Below are 21,776 nucleotides of genomic sequence, written 5' to 3'. Positions count from 1 at the left end.
GCCGGAGCAGCCGGAATGGAACGACGTGGAGACCCGCGCCGAAGGGTTCTTAAGAAGGGATCGATCGAGTTCGGAAGCTCCGCGATCGATTGCTCTATCCGGAACCTCAGCGATCGGGGCGCGATGTTGGAGGTCGAAAGCCCGCTCGGCATCCCCCGTGATTTCACGCCTGTGGTGCCGGCGGACGGGACACGGCGCGCCTGTCGGGTCGCGTGGGTTAAGGAGAAGCGGTTGGGCGTGGAGTTCGAAGAGTGTGGGTAATCCGGCGGTGGAGGCGCAGATGAGGAAGCATGCGGTATTCCAGGCGCTCGGAAGCATATTGGGTTTGATCGCTATAGTAGGCGCCGTCGAAGCGCGGGGCAGCATCGCGAGCGAGCGTCCCTATGCCGCTGAGCACATCGATCTGCTCCCAGCCGATATCCGTCACGGTCTGATCCGTCTGGAGCGTCAATGCGGCGGGAAAGCCGCAGCGACGCACTACTTTTCCACCACCATCGGAGCCGGCGGGTTGCACTTCAGGTCGCTGCATTTCGAAAATTTCGCCTGCGAGCAGCGAGAGGCGATCTGTCGGGCCGATCAATGCCTTCATGAAGTCTACCTGGAACGGGCCGGCCATTCGCGCCGGGTCTTCAGCGCCTATGTCGACGACATAAAGCTGATCAACGAGGCCGGGATCGTCGGACTGCAGTTCGCGGGAGACCGGCCGGCTATTCTACGTTGGAACGGACGCACATTCGTGCCCGTTCATTCATTCGGAAAGGGTGTCGAGCGGTGACGACGTCGATCATCTCCCATCTTCACTTCGGTGGCGCTGATATCTCCCTCTGGAAGAGGTTCCGGCTATTCTTCACCGTGGGAGTCGTTGTGCTGCTTCTGAGCGCAGCGAAGGTCGCGGTCCACTACTTCGGACTCGAGTTCCTCGATCTCAACCGTCTGCTGACCAGCGGCATCGGCGGCTCCGTCTTCATCGTCGGCTTTCTGCTGTCGAGCATCCTTCAGGACTACAAGGAGGCGGAGAAAATTCCGGCCGACCTCAGGAATTCCATCGAGGCCATCGACGGCGATCTCGCGTGCTTCGCGCAGACCAACGATGCCTTCGACCTACAAAAGGCTCGGCAGTTGCTGCTGGCCGTCATCGACAGGCTTCGCGAGGGTCTCGGGCACAAAAACGGCCACAAGGACGTTCCTCCCGCCCTCGATGAGCTGGCCAAGCTGACGCCGATCTTGGGTCGGCTCGAGAGCATGGGTATGGCCGCGAATTTCGTCGTTCGCCTCCGGACAAATCAGGACGTGATCCGGAGAGCCTTGCTCCGGATCTACACCATTCAGCGCGTCGAGTTCGTGCCGTCCGTCCACGTTCTGGTGCAGACCCTCGTCGGGTCGATCGTGCTCCTTCTGCTGCTGTTGAAGACCGAGGGCGATCCCGCTTCCGCGCTGCTATTCGGCTTCATCACTTACATGTTCGTCTACGTCCTCTACCTCGTTCGGCTCCTCGAACAACCCTTCGCCAAGGGACACGGCTCGGTGGACGACGTCAGCTTCTTCCTGCTCGACGAGCTCGAGCGAAACCTCCGCCGAGCGCTAGAAGATCCGGACGACCGCGCGCAGAAGGCGGCTACGACCGGAGATTGAGACATGCACGGAGGAGGAACCGTCGGAACGGCTGGCGCCAGGCACGCGACGAGGCTCGCCTGGGCGCTCGCACTGACCGCGACATACATGATTGCGGAGGTCATCGGAGGACTGGTGACGGGCAGCTTGGCGCTGCTCGCGGACGCCGCCCACATGCTCACCGACGTCGGTGGTCTCGCGCTGGCGCTGCTCGCGATCCGCTTTGCCGCACGCGAGGCGACGCCGCAACGCACCTTCGGCTACCTCCGGATGGAGGTCTTGTCGGCATTGGCCAACGCCAGCGTGTTGCTGCTGCTGACCGTCTACATCCTGTACGAAGCCTATCAGCGCTTCCTATCGCCACCCGAGGTACTGAGCGGGCCGATGCTTATCGTCGCCGCTATCGGCCTCGTCGTCAATCTGGTCAGCATGTGGCTGCTCTCGAGCGGCTCCTCCGAAAGCCTGAACGTCAAGGGCGCGTACTTCGAAGTGCTGAGCGACATGCTCGGATCGATCGGCGTGATCGTTGCCGCTCTGCTCATGATGTGGAAGGGGTGGGCGCTTGCCGATCCCATCATCGGTGCCGGTATCGGATTGTTCATCGTGCCCCGGACGTGGTCGCTCCTCAGCCAGGTGACCCACATCCTGATGGAAGGAACTCCACCCAACGTCGATATCGGCGCCATCGAAAAGCAGCTACTCGCCATTCCGGGAACCGTCGCCGTCCACGATCTGCACGTCTGGACCGTGACGTCCGGCTTCGACGCCATGAGCTGCCACCTCGTCGTCGCCGACATGTCGGCCGGGCGTGCGGCGCTGCGGGCGGCCCGCAACCTGATGAAGAGCGACTTCGGCATCGAGCACACGACAATCCAACTTGAGGACGAGGCCATGAGAGCCGAGGAGACCGTGCTCCATGTCTGAGGCAGGTGATCGCAGCGCCGGCGCCGCCGACCATGACTACCGGCGTCATGGCCGCCATGATCATGGCGGCGAGCAGCATGGCCATGATCACGATCATGGCGGGCTTGGGCATGTCCATGCTCCGGCGAGCTTCGGCAAAGCTTTCGCCATCGGCATCGGGCCGAACACCGCCTTGGTCGCGGCCGAAGCCGTCTATGGCTACCTCGGGAACTCGACGGCGCTGCTGGCGGACGCCGGGCACAATCTGAGCGACGTACTCGGCCTGGTCGTGGCTTGGGCCGCGTCGGTCGCAGCGAAGCGGGCGCCCAGCGGTCGCTTCACCTACGGTCTGAAGGGGGCGTCGATCCTGGCGGCGCTCGCGAACGCCGTGTTTCTTCTCGTCGCAACCGGCGCCATCGGCTGGGAATCCATACTCCGGCTGTACGAACCGGAGCCCGTCGCCGGCCTGACCGTCATGGTGGTCGCCGCCATCGGCATCGTCGTCAACGGCGCCACCGCCATGCTGTTCGCGAGCGGACGCAAGGGCGACATCAACATCCAGGGCGCATTTTTGCACATGGCTGGAGACGCCGCCGTTTCGGCCGGCGTCGTCGCGTCTGCCGCGCTCATCCTCTGGACCGGCTGGCTGTGGCTGGATCCCGGCATGAGCCTCACTATCTGCGCCGTGATTCTTTGGAGCACCTGGAGCCTTCTGCGTGGCTCGGTCGCGATGTCCTTGAGCGCGGCGCCAGCAGGGACCGACATGGATGCCGTCCGCTCGTTTCTGCTGCAGCGCCCGGGGGTCTCCAAGATCCATGACCTGCACATCTGGCCAATCTCCACGACGGAAACAGCGCTCACGTGTCATCTCGTCATGCCCGCCGGGCATCCTGGCGACGAGTTCCTGATGGAGTCGGCCCGACTGCTCCGGACGGAGCACAAGATCGGACACGCGACCCTGCAGATCGAAGTCGACGAGAACAACGCGTGCGCGCTGGCGCCCGACGACGTGGTTTGACGTGGATGAGGCCGAGAACAAGCTCGAGCGCCTCCATCGTCTCAAGTCGGCACTCGACATCGAGATCGGCGGAGGAAAAGAAAGAGGGAGGGTGGCATGCCCGAACTGTCCGCACGACGGCGACTGGCGAACCGAGGTCGGCGGTTGGGTTTTTTCCTGCGAGGAATGCGGTGTGCGCCTAGACGGCAGGTTTCCCGCCAGACGCATCGCGAATTGAGGGCGGTCGTGACGAAAACAGCTCGGAACGGCAATCGGTCCACGGAGAGAATCGACACCGGAATTCTTGCGAAGGGACTGAGGTTGCTTTTTGCGGCGTCCAGTCTCCTGATGCTGTGCTTGCTGGCTTCGCCGTCGGCCGCTCAGACCTCACGTGAGTTCGCGCGGGAAGCGTTCGCGGCCAAGGACCGGAAACAGTTTCCACTGGCCATCCAGTTGTTCAACGAAGCCATCAAACAAGGGCAATTCACTCCGGAACAACGTGGCTTTATCCTGTACGGGCGAGGGGTCTCATACGACGCGCTCGGTCTGCGCGATCTCGCTCTGGGTGACTTCGACGCGGCGATAGCGCTGTTGCCCGACTTCCCGAACTCCTACGTGTATCGCGCGCTAGCGTGGAGCGATCGACGGGAGTTCGACAAGGCACGTGACGATCTCATGCAAGCCCTTCGGTTGAATCCGACCAGCGCGCTCATTCACAACAATCTTGGATCGGTCTACGAACGCAAGGGCGAGGTGGACCGGGCCATCGAAAGCTACGAAGAGGCGATCCGGCTCGATCCCAAGTCGGCACAAGCCTTCTACAACCGGGCCCACGCCTTCATCGCGAGGCAGGACTATCGGGCCGCAATATCGGACTACGACCGGGCGATCGAACTGCAGCGCGACTTCGCGGACGCCTACAGCAACAGGGGCGGCATGTATCTCCTGCTGGGCGACACTGACAAGGCGATCGGGGATTTCGACGAGGCCATCCGGCTCAAGGGCACCGATCCGATTTTCTGGTCGAACAGGGCGAGCGCCTATATGACGATGGGGCGCTACAAGGATGCGTTGGCCGATTTCGACCGCGCCCAATCGATCGATCCCGGCAACCCCGCGACCTATCTCGGGCGAGGAAGAGCGCGGCTCTATTCGGACGAGATCGCGGGAGCGATCGAAGATCTGCGTATCGCTGCGAGGTTGAGGCCGACGAACGCCTTTCCCGCCATCTGGATGCACATCGCCCGCATTCACCAGGGCAACCCGGATCGAGAGGAACTTGAACGCAACGCGGCGAGGGTGGATCGCTCCCAGTGGCCGGGTCAGGTCCTAGACTTCTACTTGGGCAGACTCGACATGGACCGGGTGCGCGAAAATGCCGGCGGCAGTGCGGGCGCCGAGGGCGAAAGGCGGCTTTGCGAGGCGGACTTCTTCGTCGGTGAGTTCCTGAGCCATGGCCGACAGAAGGATGATGGCCGCAGGATGCTGCGGACCGTCGTAGATCGGTGCCGGCCGGTGGACATCATCTTCGCCGCCGCGCAAGCCGAGCTGCGCGAGGAAAAGACTTCAAAATAGGAGCCCGCAGCCGTTGCGTTTTTGCTTCGTCGTTGGTTATTGGCGCTGATAGCGTTGTCATCGACGGCGATTGGGATTTTCTGCATCGTGCATTTCCCGAGAGCCTGTCGCTCACCCTCATTGGTCCGCTCGGCGCTACAGCTGCGGTGATTGTCACCTTGTTCGGCTAAGCTCGGCTCTATCCATGCCGGTGGCAAGAACGGCCGGCGTGGCTCTTCTCGCCATGCCGGCGGCCAGTCAGGATCGACTGGCCCATGGGCGCCTTGGTTCGGTGGCCAAGTCGCCTAGCTACTTGCGACCTTCGTGCTGCCAGTGCGCCGTGACTTCGTCGCCTGATTTGGAGAGATGGACGTGCTGGTCGACATGATCGACCCAGGACACAGGAATGAAGTGGTGATGGTCGCCGTCGGGCGAGCACTGCTTCGTCAGCTTGATCTTGTCGGTCCCTTCCATGTGGTCGACCTTGCCGACGATTTTCTTGTCGGACGAGATGACATCCATATGTTCCTTGATCTGCGTCGTGCCCGGCATCGGAAAGCCTCCTATGAATTGAACAGTTTGAAACGCGCGGATCGATGCAAAGTTGCCCGACGGCAAGTGCCCGGCTCGATCCTTTTCCCTTGCGTTCGCAACCGCAGTCGTCCGCCGAAGGGAACGCCACGACGACGTGTGACTTGGGTAAACACTGGAGAAAGGGAATTGAAGATGAAGAAGCTTGGTCTTTTGGTAATCGGCTTGGCCGTGTCGTTCGCCCTGCCGGCTTCGGCGGAGACGGTGATTGTGAAGAAGGGACATCATGGTGGACATGGCGCGCGGGCCGAGATGCGCGGGTACCATGGCGGCGACATGCATCGCGGCATGAGGATGCACGGCAACCGGACCGTCGTCATCAAGCGCGGGCACGGCCATCGCTATTGAAACTTCGCGCGACGCTGGGCGGCGATGTCCTCCAAACATCCGCCAGACGGTCGATCGAAGACAAAGGCCGCCCTCGGGCGGCCTTTTAGTTTGCGGTGCTACGCGATAGAGCGGTGGGCTGCTCAGAACTGCGAGCGCACGCGCACGCCGAAGATCGACGCCGGTCCGCGGTCGCGGTTGTATCCCGGGTTGACGACAAGCTGGTAGTCCAGCGTCGCGCGCCACGACCACATTGGGAAGCTGTAGTAGGTTTCGAGGATCTTCTCCGGGCCGGAGTTCGGCAGGCGACCGTCGCCGACGAGAATGCCGAGACCTCCGGCATCGAGATACGTCCGGCGGGCTTGCGAGATCCCGTTGACCACGCCGGCGAGGCCAAACGTGTCGTTCGGCCTGTTCCAGGCAGATCCCGCGAGCGAGAGGCCCGCCGCGACCGTCGTATCGATGTCGGTGAATTCGTAGGACTCCTTGGTGCCGTCGGCGAGGCCGGCTCTAGCGAAGACGCCGAGATCTTTCGTGACCTCCTGCTCCAAATTGACGCTGATGCCGGCGCGGCTTTGGTAACGCCGGACCAGCGCGGCGTCGGTGGCAGTGCCCGTGGCCTGCGCGAGGGCCACGGCGTCATCGAAGCGGCCCATGCGCCTGCGCGTCAAGAACCCCGTCACGGCGACCTTGCCGGGCTTGCCCCAGATTTCGTGGCGATGTTCGATCTCGCCGATCCATTGGAATTGCGAGAAGCTCGGATCCAATTCGGTGCTGTTGGGAACGATCGAAAGGTCGAATATGCTGCCGCGGAAGGTCCAGTCGCCCTTGTACCACTCGAGGGAGGCGCCGTATGTGAAGCCCCAGGCGTCGGCCGCATAGTCGAACGTGCCGGTGTCGATAACCGACCAGTTCATGAAATCCTTGCGGGGATCGTGGGCGTACCTGTTGGTGTCGAACACGTCCGTGACCGCGAACTTTCCGACGGTCAGGACGACACGGTCGGTGGTCTGCGTGCCGGCGAACTGGTTGATGTCGGCGTCGACCTTCTTGGTCTCTCCGCCGAGATCGAAAGTCTGGCGGAAGAAGGCGCGCGGAATGCGGGCGTAGGGCGCTGCGGCCCCGACCTTGTAGGCCTCGCCGCTCGGGAAGCCCGCAACGCCCAGGGTCGAGCTCAAGCCGAATCCCTGATCAATCTCCGGATTGACCCAGAACTCTCCGCCGGCCCAAGGTCTGAAGCCGGCGTAGAGCGTCACGTCCCAGGTCTGCCGGGTCTGGTTCGGAATGAGGCTGTTCGTCCCAGTGTAGGGCGAGCGGAATGGGGCTGCGTACTGCTGCAGATAGGTCGTCTGCCCATGGATGCTGAACTGGTCCGTGTCGAACGGCGTCAGGCCGTCTTGAAGGGCCTTCTGTCCGTTCTGCCCGAAGCGGTAGTTGACGGCGAGGCGGGCGGTCTGCACAGCGAGATCGAAGGACAGGCGCTCCGTGCCGCTGAACGCTTTCTCCTTCGACCCGAAGTCGGTGTAGAGATAATCGAACCGCGCCGACCAGTTCGCCGAGAGCGCGACTTCGGCGCCGACACCCCATGCTGTACCAAGGCGAGTGAACCCGATCTTCTCGCCCAGAGTGCCGTCGGGCGGACCGAGCGTTGCCCGGTCGTAGCTCCATGCGAGGCCGCCGGTGGCGTAGAACAACCAGGCGCCGGGCGAGTACCCGAGGCGTGCCCGCAGCGTGCCTGAGGTCAGCACGGTCTCGGTGAGGGATGCGGAACCCTGCGCGCCCAGGACGGGAGCGGTTCCGGAAATCGTGTTCGGGAAGGTGAGATCGCCTTCGACGCCCAGGACCACGCGCGAGGGCAGCATGTAGTTGTAGCCGGCGCCCAGTCCGATTGCGTAGGAGCCCGTCCCTTTCATTGCATTGATGGAGTTCGACAGGTCGATCGATCCGGACGACGGGGCCTGACCCTGATCCGGCGAAGGAATACTGGGAACTACCCATGCCATAGGCAAAATGGCTGCCGACGAAGGGGCCGCTCCAATCCACGGCTTCGCCGGCACCGCCCTTGCCGAAGTCAGCCGAAAATCCCTCTACGGCCGTGCCTGCCGCCAGGATTATGCCCAGGAAAGCCGTTTTCATCGCTTCAATCGTCCGCCTCTCTGGAAGGTATTCGACACAGCTACGGAGGCTTGGCAACTATTAAGTTCCAGGCCGTGTGATGCCGACATCATGTCGAGGTTGGTCGCGTTCGGTTCAATTGCATCGCGGTCCTCCGGAGGCCTTCCACGATTTTCTCAGGCTGAGACCGCGGCAAAAGGCGTAAATGCGCTTGAGATAGAGACCGCTGCTCTCTGTACCTTCAGCGCGACGAGCGGCGATCCGCTGTCTGCTTCGCGCATCACGAACTCGATGGCGCCGACGGCGGACTGCCCCCTAAGCCGGGGGATCGTCGTCCAAAAAAATTGGAAGCCGACTGACATCCTGGAACCAAACCCTAGCCTTACCACTTATAGGTTTATAAGCGCATGCCTCAGGTTCGCCGCCAAACGGTGGTCAATAAAGGTGGCAGCCTCTTCGCTAGGCGCGTTGCAAATGCGATCGTGGGGTGCTGGCGATGACGCGCATCGCTTTCCTGAAGTCGCACCGAACTTGGGAAGATTATCTTGGCATCTTCCTTGGTATACTTATTGTAATGACCCCCTTTTTTATTGCGGGCGCAACGAGAGGCCACGTTTGGCACAATTCATTCCTGGAATTTATTATCGGGAGACCAATTAACCACGCCTTGATGCTCAACGCGTTGGTCGTTGGTCTTGTAGTGTTTATCTTCGCCACCTTTGAGCTGACTCATCGTAATCGCTGGGAAGAAGTCGGCCAGGTCTTGGCGGGAATTTGGCTGATGGCCTCGCCCTTTGTGCTCAGTTATGCCGCAACTGGCCAACTGAGATGGTGGCACTTTTTCTTAGGCGCGCTGGTCGCGCTCCTCGGGTTTTATGAGTTCTGGCAAGACTGGAGACTGAGCGACGAGGAATTGGCGCGATACGAACGCTAGTCTAGCGCCTTGGTCTGGATAGACGCTGCTGCTTCGCGATCGCAAGAAAAGCCCAGTTGGAGACTCGGGGGTTTTGTGAGTCGCACGGACTGATCATTTGCACTTCATCAGGAAGGCCGTCGAGGTCAGTCGTAAGCATGCTAGTCTACTCGATGAGTCTACTCGATTTTTCGGCCAGCCGGGAAAGTAGCGGTCACCGGATAATGCGTCTGCGGCGGCTGCAATCACGACAAGGACGACTGAAGTTCTCATCGTGCGCTCTCCCGCGCCAAGGCGAATGAAATGGATTGCCGACGAGGCCCTTCATGGTGGCAACGGCGACGCGGTAATTTTGATATGCTTCTTGTTCGCTGGAGTCGCGCCTGCGTAACGTTCGCTTGCGCGTCCACCCATCGCAGGCGGAGTGGTTAAGAGGAAGCCGGTGAACCGTGCCTCGGGCGCGGAATTCCGGCGCTTCCCCGACAACTGTCAGCAGCGAGCTGCTTCCGGACAATCGTCACCGGTGCATTTGCATCGGGAAGACGGGAGCGAGCGACGAGCTGCGAGCCGAGGAGATCTGCCGTGAATACCTGAACGTCCACGGGCGAGGTGTACCGGCGGTCATTTGCATGCTTCGCCGGTAGCCCTCTGCTGGCGATTTTGCAGCGTCTGTGGGTACCTCAGCAACCTCGGCATTGCGGTTTGTCCGATTCTATCTTAATATACTGATATTGCAGCAGTATTTCGCATAACATAGATTTTGGAATTTATTCCTAGCCGACCAGTCCATGAGGCGCGGCAACGCCAAAAGTTCCCAATCAGCTTGGGACAAAGGGAGGGAGGCCCAGCAGCTGGCCAGGAACTTTAGGGGCGTTTCGTTTATTTCACTTGTTGCGTTTATTTCGAATATAGCCTATACAAAAGGCCGTATAGGGGAGAAAATACGATGACGATGCCAGCCTACGCTGAAGAGCTGGGAGGTACTCGCCTGCCTTCCGCGAGCGAGAAGGCGGCAGCCAACCAGCTTCGTCAGATACTCGCTTCGCATGCGACGGGAGATGCCAAACTGCGAGTGCTCGACGATGCACAGCAGGCTGCTGAGATAACCTTGTCGCCGGCCCTGTCGAGTCTCTTGATGGAATTGCTGCGGCATATCGGTCGCGGCGATGCGGTGACGCTTGTGCCTGTGCATGAGATGTTGACTACGCAGCAAGCTGCCGACATCCTGAATGTCTCGCGTCCGTTTCTGGTCTCGCTGCTCGAGAAGGACGAAATTCAGCACGTGACAGTGGGGCGTCATCGCAGGATTAGGGCAGAGGATCTATTCGCCTATAAGCGCACGCGTGATGAAAAGCGGGGCAAAGCGCTTGCGAATCTCGCTGAGCAGGACGCGGAGCACCTGTAAGCTTGTTTGCAAACCGCTTCACCGCATTCGTCGATGCGTGCTCGCTTGCAAGCGCGCTCAAAAGGAATCTGCTTCTCTCCTTGGCGGAGGCGGAATTTTTTCGTCTCCGCTGGTCGAGCCCCGTCCTGGATGAGTCCGAAACAGCTATCGAGGAAATTTTGACCGGCAAGGGCTTCGCCGACGCCGCGGCGCGCGCAGAGCGGGCGCGCGCCAGCATGGAAGCTGCCTTCGAAGACGCCATGGTTACAGATTTTGATAACTTCTTGCCGGTTGCGGCGGGTCTGCCCGATCCCAACGATCACCACGTTGTTGCTGCGGCGGCCAAGACGGAAGCCGCAATGATCGTAACGGAAAACCTTAAGGACTTTCCGGCGGCAATTCTTTCCGACCTGAACATGGAGGCGAAATCGGCCGACGCTTTCATTGCGGATACTATCGCACTCGACGAAGCTCGCGCTGTTGCAGCCATTCGGCGTATGCGCGAACGCTTCAAGAAACCGGAAATGACGCCGGCGGAGCTCTTGCTCGTAATGGAAGCTGCGGGACTGATTGAGACGGTTGACGTGCTAAGGCCGCACGTGGAATCCCTCTAGGTCAGTAGCCAACCAGACGGGCTTTTGGCAACGCGATCTTGATGCAAACTCGACTTCGGATATTCCATAATGAGTATTATGCGAATCAATCAACGATGCGAACTCACATCGACGCCCATCTCCCCAGATCAGCCGGACCTGCATTGATGCGATGTCGCATCCTCGGCCAAACTGTTGCGCCTCGGACTCGATGATCAGGCGCCCTGTGTCCCCCGTTGCGCAACGCTGGAACAGGGCAGCGTTGCGGCAGGATGAAAACAGCCGCTATTGATTTTCGACATAATGGCATCAAATGGATGACGTTTACCAAGGGTCTGCTTCCATGTCGACGGCGTGGTTTTTTCCGACAACCGTGTCTTAGCGGGTTTGGTCGATTAGATATCCGACTCTGCCTCAACTCGCTAAAAATGTAATACCTTCTATACCCTGGAAATGAGGTGCCGTTGATCGTACTCGGCAACGAATCCCAGGCGCTGTTGCGCGTGCGAAAGGTCATACAGCGGCGCAAACGGCTGCCGTCTATAGACCTCCGGACTGCGGATCTCGACGGCGCTCCCGTGCAGAAGACGCAACCGATCAAGCGTTGGCTCGGGTGAAAGCGTGACCTGCGACGAGAGATAGAATTTCTCGAAGCCGCCTTTCGGCATCCTCATCTCCATGGCGAGACGGAATGCGCGGGCGAGATCACGGGCATCGATGTGATGGTGAAGCGGGCCTCCTCCGGCCGATGACGGCCCCCCGGCCGCTGGCCCATGATAGTTCTCCGGATCCTTAGCACGGGCGACAATCTCCGGTGCCATCTCCGGGTAGGCGACAAAGACCGTCCGGAGAGCCACGACCGACATTCCGCGCAATGCGTAAGCTCGGGAGAGATCTTCGCCCAATATCTTGCTGACGGCATAGGGATCGGTGGCCAGCAACGGATGGTCGAGATCGAGTGGCGCATAGAGTGGCTGCAACATGCGACCTTCGCGCACCGTATAGCCTGCTACCGAATCGCTCGAACAGAATACGAAGCGCTCGATCCGGGCGGCCTCGGCAGCCTCGAGCACCGTGTAGGTACCTTGCACGTTGACACGCATGATGGTCTGCCCGTCCCCCGACCAGATATTCGGCACGGCGGCGATATGGAGAACGGCCTCGACGTCCTTTAGCGCGTCGGCGACCGCAACTGCATCCGTGACATCCGCGACACGCCAGTCGATATCAGCCTTGCCGCGTCGGCGATCGAAGCCGCGGACGCGATATCCACTGGACAACAATTCTTCGACGACAAACCGACCGAGGAGTCCGGCCGCCCCGGTAACCAGTACAAGCTTTGTCATGACGGGCGTCCCGTCGATTGTGGCGGAAAGCCTACTTTTGCCAGAAGGTGATGGCTCTGAGGGATCGCGGTCCCCGGATCATCCGCGAGGATCTCGAGCATCGTTGGTCCGTGGTAGCCGATCTCCTTGAGGGCGGCGGCGACCTCAGCGAACGGCACCGTGCCGGTGCCGATCGGATCATGACGCCAAATCTTCCTGGTCGTGTCGGAGACGTGCACGATGCGCAGGACGTCGGCGAGCTTCCGAATTCCCTCAGCGGGCGACTCACCAATGAAATAGGCGTTCGCGGCATCGTAAGTTGCGCCGAGGTCTTCAGATTTGAAACTGCGGACGAATGTCCCGAGGGTATTCGCATCGGGGAACGATGCCATCGGGACATTCTCGATGGCCAGCTTGATGCCCTTCGCCTGGGCGTAGGGCAGCAATTTCTCGATCGAGTCACGCATCCAGTTCGTACGAGCTTCGACGGTAGGCGGCGCCAACGGGCTCATTCGGCCGGGCACGGTCACCACCCAATGCACATTGATGTCTGACGCCAGATCGATTGTCTGCTTGAACATCTCGATTGAAGCCGCCCGCACCTCGGGCCATGGGCTCGCCAGGTTGTGATCAAGACTCGGAAGGTTCATCGCGCAATCGGAAGCCTTTACCTCGTCCAACAGCGCCGCGAGCTTGCGTCTTGAAGACTGGTCGAAGTCGGCAAGCGGCAGATGAGGAGGGTGAACCAGGAACTCGAATGTTCGGTAGTTGAGGTCCGCAAGCTGGCGCACGCAATCGATCACCGGCGTCGTCCAGGCGTAGGCGTAGGTATTGATGCCCATCGTGATCATGACCTGCTCTCCTTCAGTGGCATTACGCTCGTGGCTAACGCGCATCCTGGTGTGCCTTGACCGCTTCTTTGCCGGCGATCCATCCGAACACCAGAGCCGGACCCAGCGTAATTCCCGGTCCCGGGTAGGCCCCCTCCATGACTGACGCCATGTCGTTACCGCAGGCGTAGAGGCCCGGTATGGCCGTCCCGTCCGGTCTGAGAACCCGTGTCGAGGCATCCGTCACGATGCCCGCCGACATGCCCAAATCGGCCGGCACGACCTTGACGGCATAGAACGGTGCCTGCTTGATCGGTCCGACGCACGGATTTGGTTTCACGTCGGCGTCCCCGAGCGAGCGCTGGTAGACATCACCGCCGCGACCAAACTCCGGATCCTCCCCCTTCTCTGCCCCGACATTGAAATTGCGCACAGTCTCATCCAGGGCCGCGACCGGCACGCCGATCTGCTTGGCGAGGTCCGCAAGGGATGCAGCCTCGATGAGATAGCCAGACGCGATATCGCCTTTGATCGATGTCGAAAACGGCTTGATCTTGCCGAGACCGTATTTCCAGAGGAAGCCGCAGTCGCAGATCAGCCAGGCTGGAATCGCACTGTTGGCGTGCGAGAGTTGCGCACGAACGAACTCGTGGTAGGACAGAGCCTCGTTGACGAACCGCTGGCCATTGCAGTCGACGGCGATCAGGCCGGGTTTGGCGCGGTCGGTGACCGTGTGAGGAAAGACGCCTGCGCTGCCGTCCGCGCGGACAAAGGTAGAGGCCGGAACCCAGAACGCCCCTTCCCTTGTCGATGACGACAGGCTGGCACCCAAGGCACTGGCGAGGACGGCTCCCCGCGGCTGCGGACCGGATTTGACCGTTGCAGTCAGCGTTCCCGCAGCTTCGGGGACATAGTTGCGACGGATCTCGGGCTGATGCGAGATGCCGCCGGTGGCGAGAATGATGCCGCGGCGGGCCACGAGCCTGGTCGATCGTCCCTGCGCATCCTGTGCAACGACCAGCGAGACACGGCCGTCCGGTCCGAGCTCAAGGCTTTCGACGCCGACGCCGGTCCGTATCTCCACCTTGAGATCGAGTGCGGACCGAAGCAGGCGCGCGACCAATGCATTGCCGAGATACAACGACGTGCCACGGCGCGCCTTGAGGCGCTGGAGGAAGTAGTCCAACAGAAGCCGCGTGACGCGCAGGGTCGACGGCAGCGACTTCATCGCGCGGCGAAAGTGTGGAATGTCCTTGCGGCTGACCATCATGCCGCCGAACAGCGTGAACTCCGGCAGAGGGTCCCGCACGAGCCCGAATGCACGGCCCAACTGCCTGCCGTCGAACGGCACAGGTTCGAGAACGCGTCCACCCGCCGTTCCGCCCGGCAGGTCCGGATAGTAATCCGGATAGGTCGGCACGGGCTGGAATCGAAGCGACGTCGTCGCCTCCAGATCCCGCAGCGCGTCGTCGGCCCGCGCCAGAAAGGTCTCGAGCTTATCCCGCCTCTTGCCGGGCACGGTAACCGATAGATAGGTCCGCGCAGCCTCGATACTGTCGGGCTGCCCGGCTTCGGCCATCTTGTGGTTGACCGGTAGCCAGACCATGCCGCCCGAAATCGCGGTCGTGCCCCCCACGACATCCGCCTGCTCGAGCACGAGCACGGATTTTCCCGCAGCGGCCGCCGTACAGGCCGCGGTCAGACCAGCCGCTCCCGCGCCGATGACGATGGCGTCCCAGGCATCGGCCACCGCAGGGGTCATATCATGCCGCCGTTGGGCCGGATGATCTGCCCCGTGATCCACGAGGCGTTCTGCGAGGACGCGAACAGCACCACCTCGGCAATCTCTTCCGCGCGGCCAATGCGGTTCAGCGGGCTCATTGCCGCCGATCTTTGCTTGGCTTCTTCCGTCTTTCCCGCGCGGAACAGGTCAGTATCGACCGGCCCCGGAGCGACTGCGTTGACGCGGACTTCGCGGCCCGCCAGTTCCTTCGACATCGACCGCACGAGACTCTCGACCGCCGCTTTCGTTGCGGTATAGGGGCCTCCCCCGGGAATTCCCAAACCGGTCATCGATGTGGTCAATGCCACGATCGAGCCGCCCTTCGGCACGCGCCGCGCGGCCTCGGACAGCACATTGAACGCGCCGACGATGTTGACGTCGACGAGCTCCTGAAAATCCGCCAAGGGGAAGTCCGCCATCGGACGCGGCGGCCGGTTGATGCCGGCATTGGCCACGACAGCAATCGGCGCGACGCCGAAATCCGCGGTCACGCGCTCAAAGACATCGGCCACACCCTTGGCATCGCGGATATCGACCTTGTATGCACGCCCGACCGGCTTTGCGGGCGCGTCCGCCGCATAGGTGCTGGCCACCTGCCAGCCCGCGTTCTCGAACGCACTACAGCAGGCGGCGCCGATGCCGCGCGAGCCACCGAAAATCAGAACTACGGGTGAAGGCTTGGTCATTTCTGTTCCTCGAACTCTCGCTTACCGTAAGCTTGCCCGGGTCGCGGCGATCGTCGCCGCGATGCCCTTCTTGATGTCGTATTTCGGCTCATAGCCGAGCTCGGCGCGCGCACGGCTGATGTCGAGCGCCCCCTTGACGGCGGTCGGGACCACGCCGCCATGGCGATAGACACCGCTGTCGCCGACCGTAATGCGGGCCCCCGGGATCGCCTCATTGACCGCATCTGCGGTGTCCCGGAGCGTCGGAGCCTCGCCCGTTGCGATGTTGTAGGCATCGAAACGATGCTTCTCCTTGTCGAGCGCGAGCAGGGTGCCGTCGACCGTGTCGTCGATGAAAACCTGATCGACGGCCAGATTTGCACCCTCCGTCTGATGATAGGGCTCGCCCCGGAGTGCCGCCTCGATGAAGGTGCGCGGCAATCGCAGGCGCGGCAGGTGCGGACCGTAAACCCAGCACGTGCGTACGTTGATGCACTCAAGGCCGTGGTCGCGTGAATAGACCCGACCGTAATGCTCTGCTGCCAGCTTGGTGAGACCATAGACGCTGGCCGGCTTCTGCGGATGGTCCTCGTCGATCCTGGGTGCCTGGAAATCGCCGTAGGTCTCTTCCGTCGAGATATGCACGACACGCCGAACCTTGCGCAGCCTCATCGCCTCGAAGACGTTGATCGAACCTTCGACGTTGACGCGCAGCGTCTTGATCGGGGCGTCCGCTGCAAAGACGACGCCCACGATCGCTGCCGTGTGCACTACCGCATCGACCGGATGCTTTTCGAACAACCGCACGACCTGATGCCACTCGCCAAAGTCGACCGCCTCGGCCGACAGCCGGGAATTGCTCGCGGCAAGCGCGGTCATTGCGGGCGAAACCGCGATATCCGCGGCAACGACCGTATCACCCCGGTCGAGCAGCGCCCTGACGATGGCGCCACCGAGCCAGCCGCAGCCACCCGTAACGAGAATCTTCTTGCTCACGATTTTTCTCTCAACGCGGCTCCGGCTCTTCGTCGGTCGGCGGGCTCGTGATCACGAGGAACACCAGAGGGTCGATGCCCGTGTTGTGGAACTCATGCACGACGCCCGGCGGGATGAAGGTCACGTCGTTGGAACGCACCACGCGACGCTCGCCGTCCACGACCAGCACGCCTTCGCCGGCAAGCACGTGGTAGATTTGCTCCTGCACCTTGTGGACATGGGATTCCACATGCGCACCTGCCTCGTAGGTCGAAATGCGGTGATCGAAGAACCGGCTGCCCGTGGTTTCGGGCGTGACGATCGCCTTCGACAGAGCCTGGTTGAAGTGGCCCGGATACTGGATCCACTGCAGTTCGGCGAGGTTGCGAGTCACCGCGTATTTTTTCTTTTCCGCATCCGCAAATGCGTTTGGGGCGGGCGCCACGATAGTCATGCGTTGTCTCCAGTCGTTGATCGGTTCGAATTTCACATTGTCGCAGGGGTGCGCTGCCCCACCTCATCGGCCTGGACAACGCCGAGCAGCCGCTCGCACTGCGCCTTGTCCATCGCCAAGGTGCTTGCGGCACCACCGTAGGCTACACGACCATTCACGAGCACATAGGCACGGTCAGCCATCGCGAGGACGCTCTCCGCATGGTGCTCGACGATGACCATGCTCGCCCTCGTCGACAGTCGTCCAACGGCGTCGCGCACTTCCTGGACCACGGCGGGCGCCAAGCCTTCGAACGGCTCGTCAAGCAGGATGAGCCTGGACGGCACCATCAGGGCGCGCGCAATCGCAACCATCTGCTGCTCACCGCCGGAGAGGGTTTCACCGCGCGAACGGATTCGAGCTCCGACCTTCGGGAACAGGTCGAATATCTCCTCCATCGACGCGCCCCCCGGCCGCGCGGCAAGCCTGAGATTCTCCTGTACTGTCAGGTTCGGAAACAGCCGCCGCCCCTCGGCCACCAGCGAGATGCCGAGTCTGTTGATGTCGCTGGGCCGCAGCTTCGATATATCGCGGCCTTCAAACGACATTTGTCCTTCCGACGGGTGCAGAACACCCGTAACCGCGCGCAGCAGCGTGGTCTTGCCGACGCCGTTACGCCCGAGCAGGGCGACGACCTCGCCCTTGTGAACGGCCAGATCGACGTTCTCGAGCACGGTGCTGCCGCCATAGCCAGCGCTTATTCCCTTGAGCTCGAGGAGCGGGGCCTGGTCGGCCGGCACAGCCGCGCCGCCCTTCCTCGTCGGAAGAACCACAACTTGCCCGCTCTCCTGCACCGGATGGGCATCGCCGAGATAGGCGGCGACCACTTCCGGATGCCGTGCGACCTCCGCCGGCTTGCCGTCGGCAATCAGACGGCCCTGATGCAGAACCGTAATGCGGTCCGACATTGCCAGGACCCGATCAATGTCATGCTCGATCAGAAGGACGGCATGGGATTGCGCCAGACGGCGGATGAGTTCGCCGACGATGCGACGATCGGATTCCGCCAGACCCGCCAAGGGTTCGTCCAGCAGCAGCAGCTTGGCGTCGATCGCGAGCGAGACCGCGATTTCGAGGAGGCGCTTTTCGCCGTGAGACAGCGAGACGCAGAGTTCAGCCGCTCGTTCGGTCAGGCCGACGGCCTCCAGGAGGCCCCAGACCCGCGCATTGACGCTCTCCGAGGCATGTGCGTCGGCCCACAGGCTGAAATAGGTCCTGTTGGAGGCCTGCACCGCGACCCGCACGTTTTCGAAGGCCGTCAGATTGGGAAACACGCTGAGGATCTGGAACGACCGCGCAATCCCCAGCCGCGCCCGCTTGTAGGGCGGCAGGCTGTTGATCGACCCGCCCTCGAACAGGATCTCGCCGGAGTCCGGCTTGTAGCGGCCGGTCAGGAGATTGAAGAAGGTGGTCTTGCCCGCGCCATTCGGTCCGATCAGGGAGTGTAGACCCGTCCGGCTCATCTCCAGCGAGATGTCGTTCTGGGTGACGATGTTGCCGAAGCGCTTGGAAAGGTTTCGGACCTGAAGGATCGGCGCGCCCCCGTCGCCTGACCCTTTCGCGGCGGCCGGCGTATACGGCACGATCTTCGCGGGACGCGGTGAAATGCCGTCGCGCGTCAGCGTCCAGCGGTCGCGCCTGACAAGACGCTGGAAGATGCCTTGCACGCCTTCATGCGACAACAGAGCGAATGCGATGATAATGGGCGCAAAGAACAGCCACCAGTTCTCGGTCAGGGCGCTGAGGCGATCTTCGAGTACAATGAAAATGATCGAACCCCAGAGAGGTCCGAGGAAGTGATGAACTCCGCCCAGAGCCGCCATTAACACCGGATCGCCGGCGTGCTGCCAGCTCAGATTGTTGGCGTAAGCTCCCTGCAGCAATAGCACCATCAGACCGCCGGCGATCCCGATCGCCCCGCCAGCGATGACGAGGGCGACGAGTTTCGTCTGATACGTGTTGTAGCCCAGACTGGCGACACGCTCCTCGTTGTCGCGCAGCGCCTGCATCATCCGGCCAAACGGGCTATGAGCGATCCGCCACAACAGCCACAACATGCCGAGGACGACGACGAGCGCGAACCAGTGAAACTCGAGCGCCGAGGTAAACAGGGGCCGCGCGACATCCTGGATACCGTTCTCTCCACCAGTGACGTCCGTCCACTTGAACGCGATCTCGAAGGCGATCTGTGAGCAGGCGAGCGTGAGCAGTGAAAAGTAGAGGCCTCGCCGGCGGAGGATGACCGCACCGACCGTCAGCGCCAGCAGCATCGAAAAACCGGCTGCGACCAGAACGTCGCCCAGTTCGTTCCCGCCGAGAAGACGCGTTCCGATCAGCGCCACGGCGTAACCTGCAGTCCCGAAGAAGAACGATGCGCCGAACGGGACCAAGCCCAGATACCCGATCAGGAAGTTCACCCCGGCCGCATAAAGAGTGTAGATCGCAATCTGAGTCACTCTTGCAACCGGCATGCCGATGCCAAGCGCAATGGCCGAGGCAACAAGCAATACGGCGGCAATGATCGCAATGGGATGGCGCGACACACGCCCGAGCAACGCCCCTTTCATTCGAAGCGCTCCCAGCGTTCACCGAACAAGCCGCGAGGGCGCAGAAGCATGATCGCGAACATCAGCACGTACATCGAGGCCGTCGACGCCGCCGGCCAGAACTGGATGGTCAGAGCGGTCACGACACCAACGGCGAGCCCCGCCACCACGGCGCCCCGCAACGACCCAAGCCCACCAATTGCAACAATTACAAATGCGGGCATAACTGCATTCGCCGCCATCGACGGAGAGACGGTCCAGAGCGGGGCTGCAAGCAGCCCCGCGATCGCGGCAAGCCCGCAGCCCAGGCCGAATACCGCCGTAAGGACGCGGGGCAGCTTGATGCCGAGCAGCTCAACCATCTCGGGATCGCGACTTCCGGCACGCAGAATCCGCCCATAAGGCGTCCAGGACAGGAAAGCCCAGAGGCCGAGCAATGCCGTCGACGTCGCGGCCAGAACCGCCACCCGGTATTTTGTGATCAGCAATGGTCCCAGCTCGACGATGCCCGCGAGCGGCGGCGGCGGGTTGAATGGTTTGCCGTCCGCGCCCCAGGTTGCGCGAATGAGAGCCTCGATCAACAAGGCCAGTGCGAACGTCACGATGAGGCTCAGAAGAGGCTCGCGCCCGTAAAGCCGACGTATCAGCAGGAACTCCGTCGCCATGCCTATGGCAGCAACGACGATCGGAGCCAGGGCGACAGCTCCCCATCCGAACCAACGAAAGAGTTGCCAGGACACGTAAGCGCCCAGCGCGAAGAAAGCGCCATGCGCGAAATTGATGACGCCAAGAAGCCCGAACGTGATCGACAGGCCGACCGCGATCAGGACGTAGAGAAAGCCCAGGACGAGGCCGTTGGCGACTTGCGAAATGATGATGTCGGTCATGTTTCCAACTCGCCAACGGGTATCAAAACGGGGGCTACTTCAGAGCGCCGGCATGTTGCAGCCGATCTCTTCCTTGGTCCCGAAGGCTTTTTCGGTCTCTTCCGCCGTAGCGGAGGTGTCCTTCAGGACCTCGAAGAAATCCCACTTGTCGGTGATGTTCTTCTTGACCTGCACGATGACGGCAGGCCGGACCATCTGATGGTCCCATTCGCGGAAGTAGTACGGCAGCAATCCTTCCGTGTTTTTCCATTTCTCTAGAGCGACAATGATGTCCTGAGCTTTGGTCGACTTCGCAGCCTCGATCGACTCCAGCAGCGCGCGCATCGCAATCCACCCCGACCAAGTCTTGTCCGACGGCGGCTGGCCGTACTTCTTCTGGAACGCTTCGGTCATCGCCTTCTCGGCTGCCGTGTTCTTGGGATTGTTATAGTACCAGGGCTTGATGTAGATGCCGCTGGAGGCCTGCGGGCCGACGTCCCAGAAATCCGTATCGGTCACCGCTATGGCGCCGTACGGGATTTTCTCCTTCATCCCCATCTCATTCCACTGCTTGAGGAAGGTGGAGAAGTCGCCGCCGACAAGGCCGCCGATGATCGCGTCCGGCTTGGCTTGCCGTATCTTGAGGATGTAGGATGAGTAGTCAGCCGTGTTGATCGGCACCTCGTCGGAGCCCGCTTCGGTCAGCCCGGTCTTGCCCAGCAAGGCTCGCGACGATCGCAGTATGTCCTGACCGAACGCATATGAGGCTGTCAGGAAATAGACTTTCTTCCCGATCGATGCGATGTAGGGCATCAGACCGCTCGTCTGCACCGGGACTGTCGCCTGGGTACGGAAGACGTAGCGGCTGCAGCTCTTGCCCGTGATTTCGCTCGCGGCTGCTCCCGGCAGGATGAGCGGAATCTTCGCGCGATTGGCCACGCTCATCATGGCGAGCGCATTCGAACTGTAGTTGCCGCCCACGACGGCGACGACCTTATTTTCGTCCACGAGCCGCTGCATGTTCTGCTGGGAGCCTTGCGGGTCCGATTCATCGAGCCAGATGACCTCGATCTTGCGGCCGAGCACCTTGCCGCCGGCCTGTTCGACGGCCAATTCGCTGCCGCGCTCCAGGAACTGGCCGATCGACGAGCCGGGTCCCTGCTTCGAATAAATCATGCCGATCCTGATTGGATCATCCGTCTGAGCGCTGGCACCAGTTGCAGCCGCGAGGCTGGCGATTGCTGCAGTCGTCAAACGGGCAAGCAGCTTCCGGCAAGCACTATCCATCCAACCCATAACGTTCTC

At 61.6% G+C, this 21,776-nt stretch carries 21 protein-coding genes and 1 riboswitch; of the genes, 10 read left to right on the top strand and 11 right to left on the bottom strand.

The features are described 5' to 3' along the window. The first annotated feature begins 15 nt into the window (after positions 1-15). From ASG57_RS12375 to ASG57_RS12345, 6 genes are all read left to right on the top strand, one after another. Entirely contained in the window at positions 16-261 is a 246-nt protein-coding gene (locus ASG57_RS12375; protein WP_057196388.1) for a PilZ domain-containing protein, read from the top strand. Between the two features lie 19 nt (positions 262-280). Next, positions 281-775: a hypothetical protein gene (locus ASG57_RS12370; protein WP_057196420.1), complete on the top strand. Its 495-nt coding sequence runs from the start codon at positions 281-283 to the stop codon at positions 773-775. Then, the gene (locus tag ASG57_RS12365; protein WP_057196387.1) at positions 772-1,632 is read left to right on the top strand and encodes a hypothetical protein; all 861 of its coding nucleotides are present in this window, start codon (positions 772-774) and stop codon (positions 1,630-1,632) included. Before ASG57_RS12370 ends, ASG57_RS12365 begins: the two co-directional genes overlap by 4 nt. A gap of 3 nt (positions 1,633-1,635) precedes the next feature. After that, on the top strand, positions 1,636-2,535 hold the full coding sequence (locus tag ASG57_RS12360; RefSeq protein WP_057196386.1) for a cation diffusion facilitator family transporter: 900 nt from the start codon (positions 1,636-1,638) through the stop codon (positions 2,533-2,535). Next, positions 2,528-3,532: a cation diffusion facilitator family transporter gene (locus tag ASG57_RS12355; RefSeq protein ID WP_057196385.1), complete on the top strand. Its 1,005-nt coding sequence runs from the start codon at positions 2,528-2,530 to the stop codon at positions 3,530-3,532. The genes ASG57_RS12360 and ASG57_RS12355 overlap by 8 nt, the downstream gene beginning before the upstream one ends. A 96-nt stretch (positions 3,533-3,628) precedes the next feature. After that, positions 3,629-5,086, top strand: coding sequence for a tetratricopeptide repeat protein (locus tag ASG57_RS12345; protein WP_082528934.1), 1,458 nt, complete (start codon positions 3,629-3,631; stop codon positions 5,084-5,086). Positions 5,087-5,374: 288 nt separating this feature from the next. On the opposite strand, the gene ASG57_RS12340 is transcribed toward ASG57_RS12345, so the two are convergent. Next, on the bottom strand, positions 5,375-5,617 hold the full coding sequence (locus tag ASG57_RS12340) for a DUF2171 domain-containing protein (protein WP_057196382.1): 243 nt from the start codon (positions 5,615-5,617) through the stop codon (positions 5,375-5,377). 174 nt (positions 5,618-5,791) lie between these two features. Here ASG57_RS12340 and ASG57_RS12335 point away from each other — a divergent pair, with 174 nt between their 5' ends. Beyond that, on the top strand, positions 5,792-6,004 hold the full coding sequence (locus tag ASG57_RS12335; RefSeq protein WP_057196381.1) for a hypothetical protein: 213 nt from the start codon (positions 5,792-5,794) through the stop codon (positions 6,002-6,004). Between the two features lie 122 nt (positions 6,005-6,126). Here ASG57_RS12335 and ASG57_RS12330 read toward each other — a convergent pair whose 3' ends face one another. Then, positions 6,127-7,896, bottom strand: a complete 1,770-nt coding sequence (locus ASG57_RS12330; RefSeq protein ID WP_162250053.1) for a carbohydrate porin — start codon at positions 7,894-7,896, stop codon at positions 6,127-6,129. A gap of 698 nt (positions 7,897-8,594) precedes the next feature. Between ASG57_RS12330 and ASG57_RS12320 the strand changes: the two genes are divergently transcribed. The 3 genes from ASG57_RS12320 (at position 8,595) to ASG57_RS12310 (ending at position 11,009) form a co-directional block, all read left to right on the top strand. Continuing rightward, complete coding sequence (locus ASG57_RS12320) at positions 8,595-9,032, top strand: SPW repeat protein (protein WP_057196379.1); 438 nt, start codon at positions 8,595-8,597, stop codon at positions 9,030-9,032. 365 nt (positions 9,033-9,397) lie between these two features. Then, positions 9,398-9,610: riboswitch (cobalamin riboswitch) on the top strand. 347 nt (positions 9,611-9,957) lie between these two features. Continuing rightward, positions 9,958-10,416 (top strand): helix-turn-helix domain-containing protein, encoded by a 459-nt coding sequence (locus ASG57_RS12315; RefSeq protein ID WP_046847894.1) that lies wholly within the window; start codon positions 9,958-9,960, stop codon positions 10,414-10,416. 2 nt (positions 10,417-10,418) lie between these two features. After that, entirely contained in the window at positions 10,419-11,009 is a 591-nt protein-coding gene (locus tag ASG57_RS12310) for a VapC50 family PIN domain-containing toxin (RefSeq protein ID WP_046847895.1), read from the top strand. Positions 11,010-11,428: 419 nt separating this feature from the next. Here the strand turns inward: ASG57_RS12310 and ASG57_RS12305 are convergent, their stop codons facing one another. The 9 genes from ASG57_RS12305 to ASG57_RS12265 are packed head-to-tail and all read right to left on the bottom strand — an operon-like array spanning position 11,429 to position 21,758. Beyond that, entirely contained in the window at positions 11,429-12,334 is a 906-nt protein-coding gene (locus ASG57_RS12305; protein ID WP_046847860.1) for an NAD-dependent epimerase/dehydratase family protein, read from the bottom strand. After that, the gene (locus ASG57_RS12300; protein WP_046848460.1) at positions 12,331-13,164 is read right to left on the bottom strand and encodes a sugar phosphate isomerase/epimerase family protein; all 834 of its coding nucleotides are present in this window, start codon (positions 13,162-13,164) and stop codon (positions 12,331-12,333) included. Before ASG57_RS12300 ends, ASG57_RS12305 begins: the two co-directional genes overlap by 4 nt. Before the next feature lie 34 nt (positions 13,165-13,198). Then, a complete protein-coding gene (locus ASG57_RS12295) occupies positions 13,199-14,905 on the bottom strand; it encodes an FAD-dependent oxidoreductase (protein WP_046847861.1) in 1,707 nt (568 codons plus the stop codon). After that, positions 14,902-15,612 carry an SDR family NAD(P)-dependent oxidoreductase gene (locus tag ASG57_RS12290; RefSeq protein WP_046847862.1) on the bottom strand — a complete coding sequence of 237 codons (711 nt, stop codon included), beginning with the start codon at positions 15,610-15,612 and terminating at the stop codon, positions 14,902-14,904. The genes ASG57_RS12295 and ASG57_RS12290 overlap by 4 nt, the downstream gene beginning before the upstream one ends. 21 nt (positions 15,613-15,633) lie before the next feature. Then, a complete protein-coding gene (locus ASG57_RS12285) occupies positions 15,634-16,587 on the bottom strand; it encodes an NAD-dependent epimerase/dehydratase family protein (protein WP_046847863.1) in 954 nt (317 codons plus the stop codon). Between the two features lie 10 nt (positions 16,588-16,597). Next, positions 16,598-17,020, bottom strand: coding sequence for a cupin domain-containing protein (locus tag ASG57_RS12280; protein WP_046847864.1), 423 nt, complete (start codon positions 17,018-17,020; stop codon positions 16,598-16,600). A 32-nt stretch (positions 17,021-17,052) separates the two neighbouring features. After that, positions 17,053-19,626: a branched-chain amino acid ABC transporter ATP-binding protein/permease gene (locus tag ASG57_RS12275; RefSeq protein WP_046847865.1), complete on the bottom strand. Its 2,574-nt coding sequence runs from the start codon at positions 19,624-19,626 to the stop codon at positions 17,053-17,055. Continuing rightward, complete coding sequence (locus tag ASG57_RS12270; RefSeq protein WP_046847866.1) at positions 19,623-20,492, bottom strand: branched-chain amino acid ABC transporter permease; 870 nt, start codon at positions 20,490-20,492, stop codon at positions 19,623-19,625. The genes ASG57_RS12275 and ASG57_RS12270 overlap by 4 nt, the downstream gene beginning before the upstream one ends. 39 nt (positions 20,493-20,531) lie before the next feature. Beyond that, on the bottom strand, positions 20,532-21,758 hold the full coding sequence (locus tag ASG57_RS12265) for an ABC transporter substrate-binding protein (RefSeq protein WP_046847867.1): 1,227 nt from the start codon (positions 21,756-21,758) through the stop codon (positions 20,532-20,534). Positions 21,759-21,776: the final 18 nt, after the last annotated feature.

This window comes from Bradyrhizobium sp. Leaf396 (genome assembly GCF_001424605.1).
GTDB lineage: Bacteria > Pseudomonadota > Alphaproteobacteria > Rhizobiales > Xanthobacteraceae > Bradyrhizobium > Bradyrhizobium japonicum_C.
The sequence above is the reverse complement of the archived record's forward strand: the minus strand, read 5'-3'. Positions and strand labels throughout refer to the sequence as shown.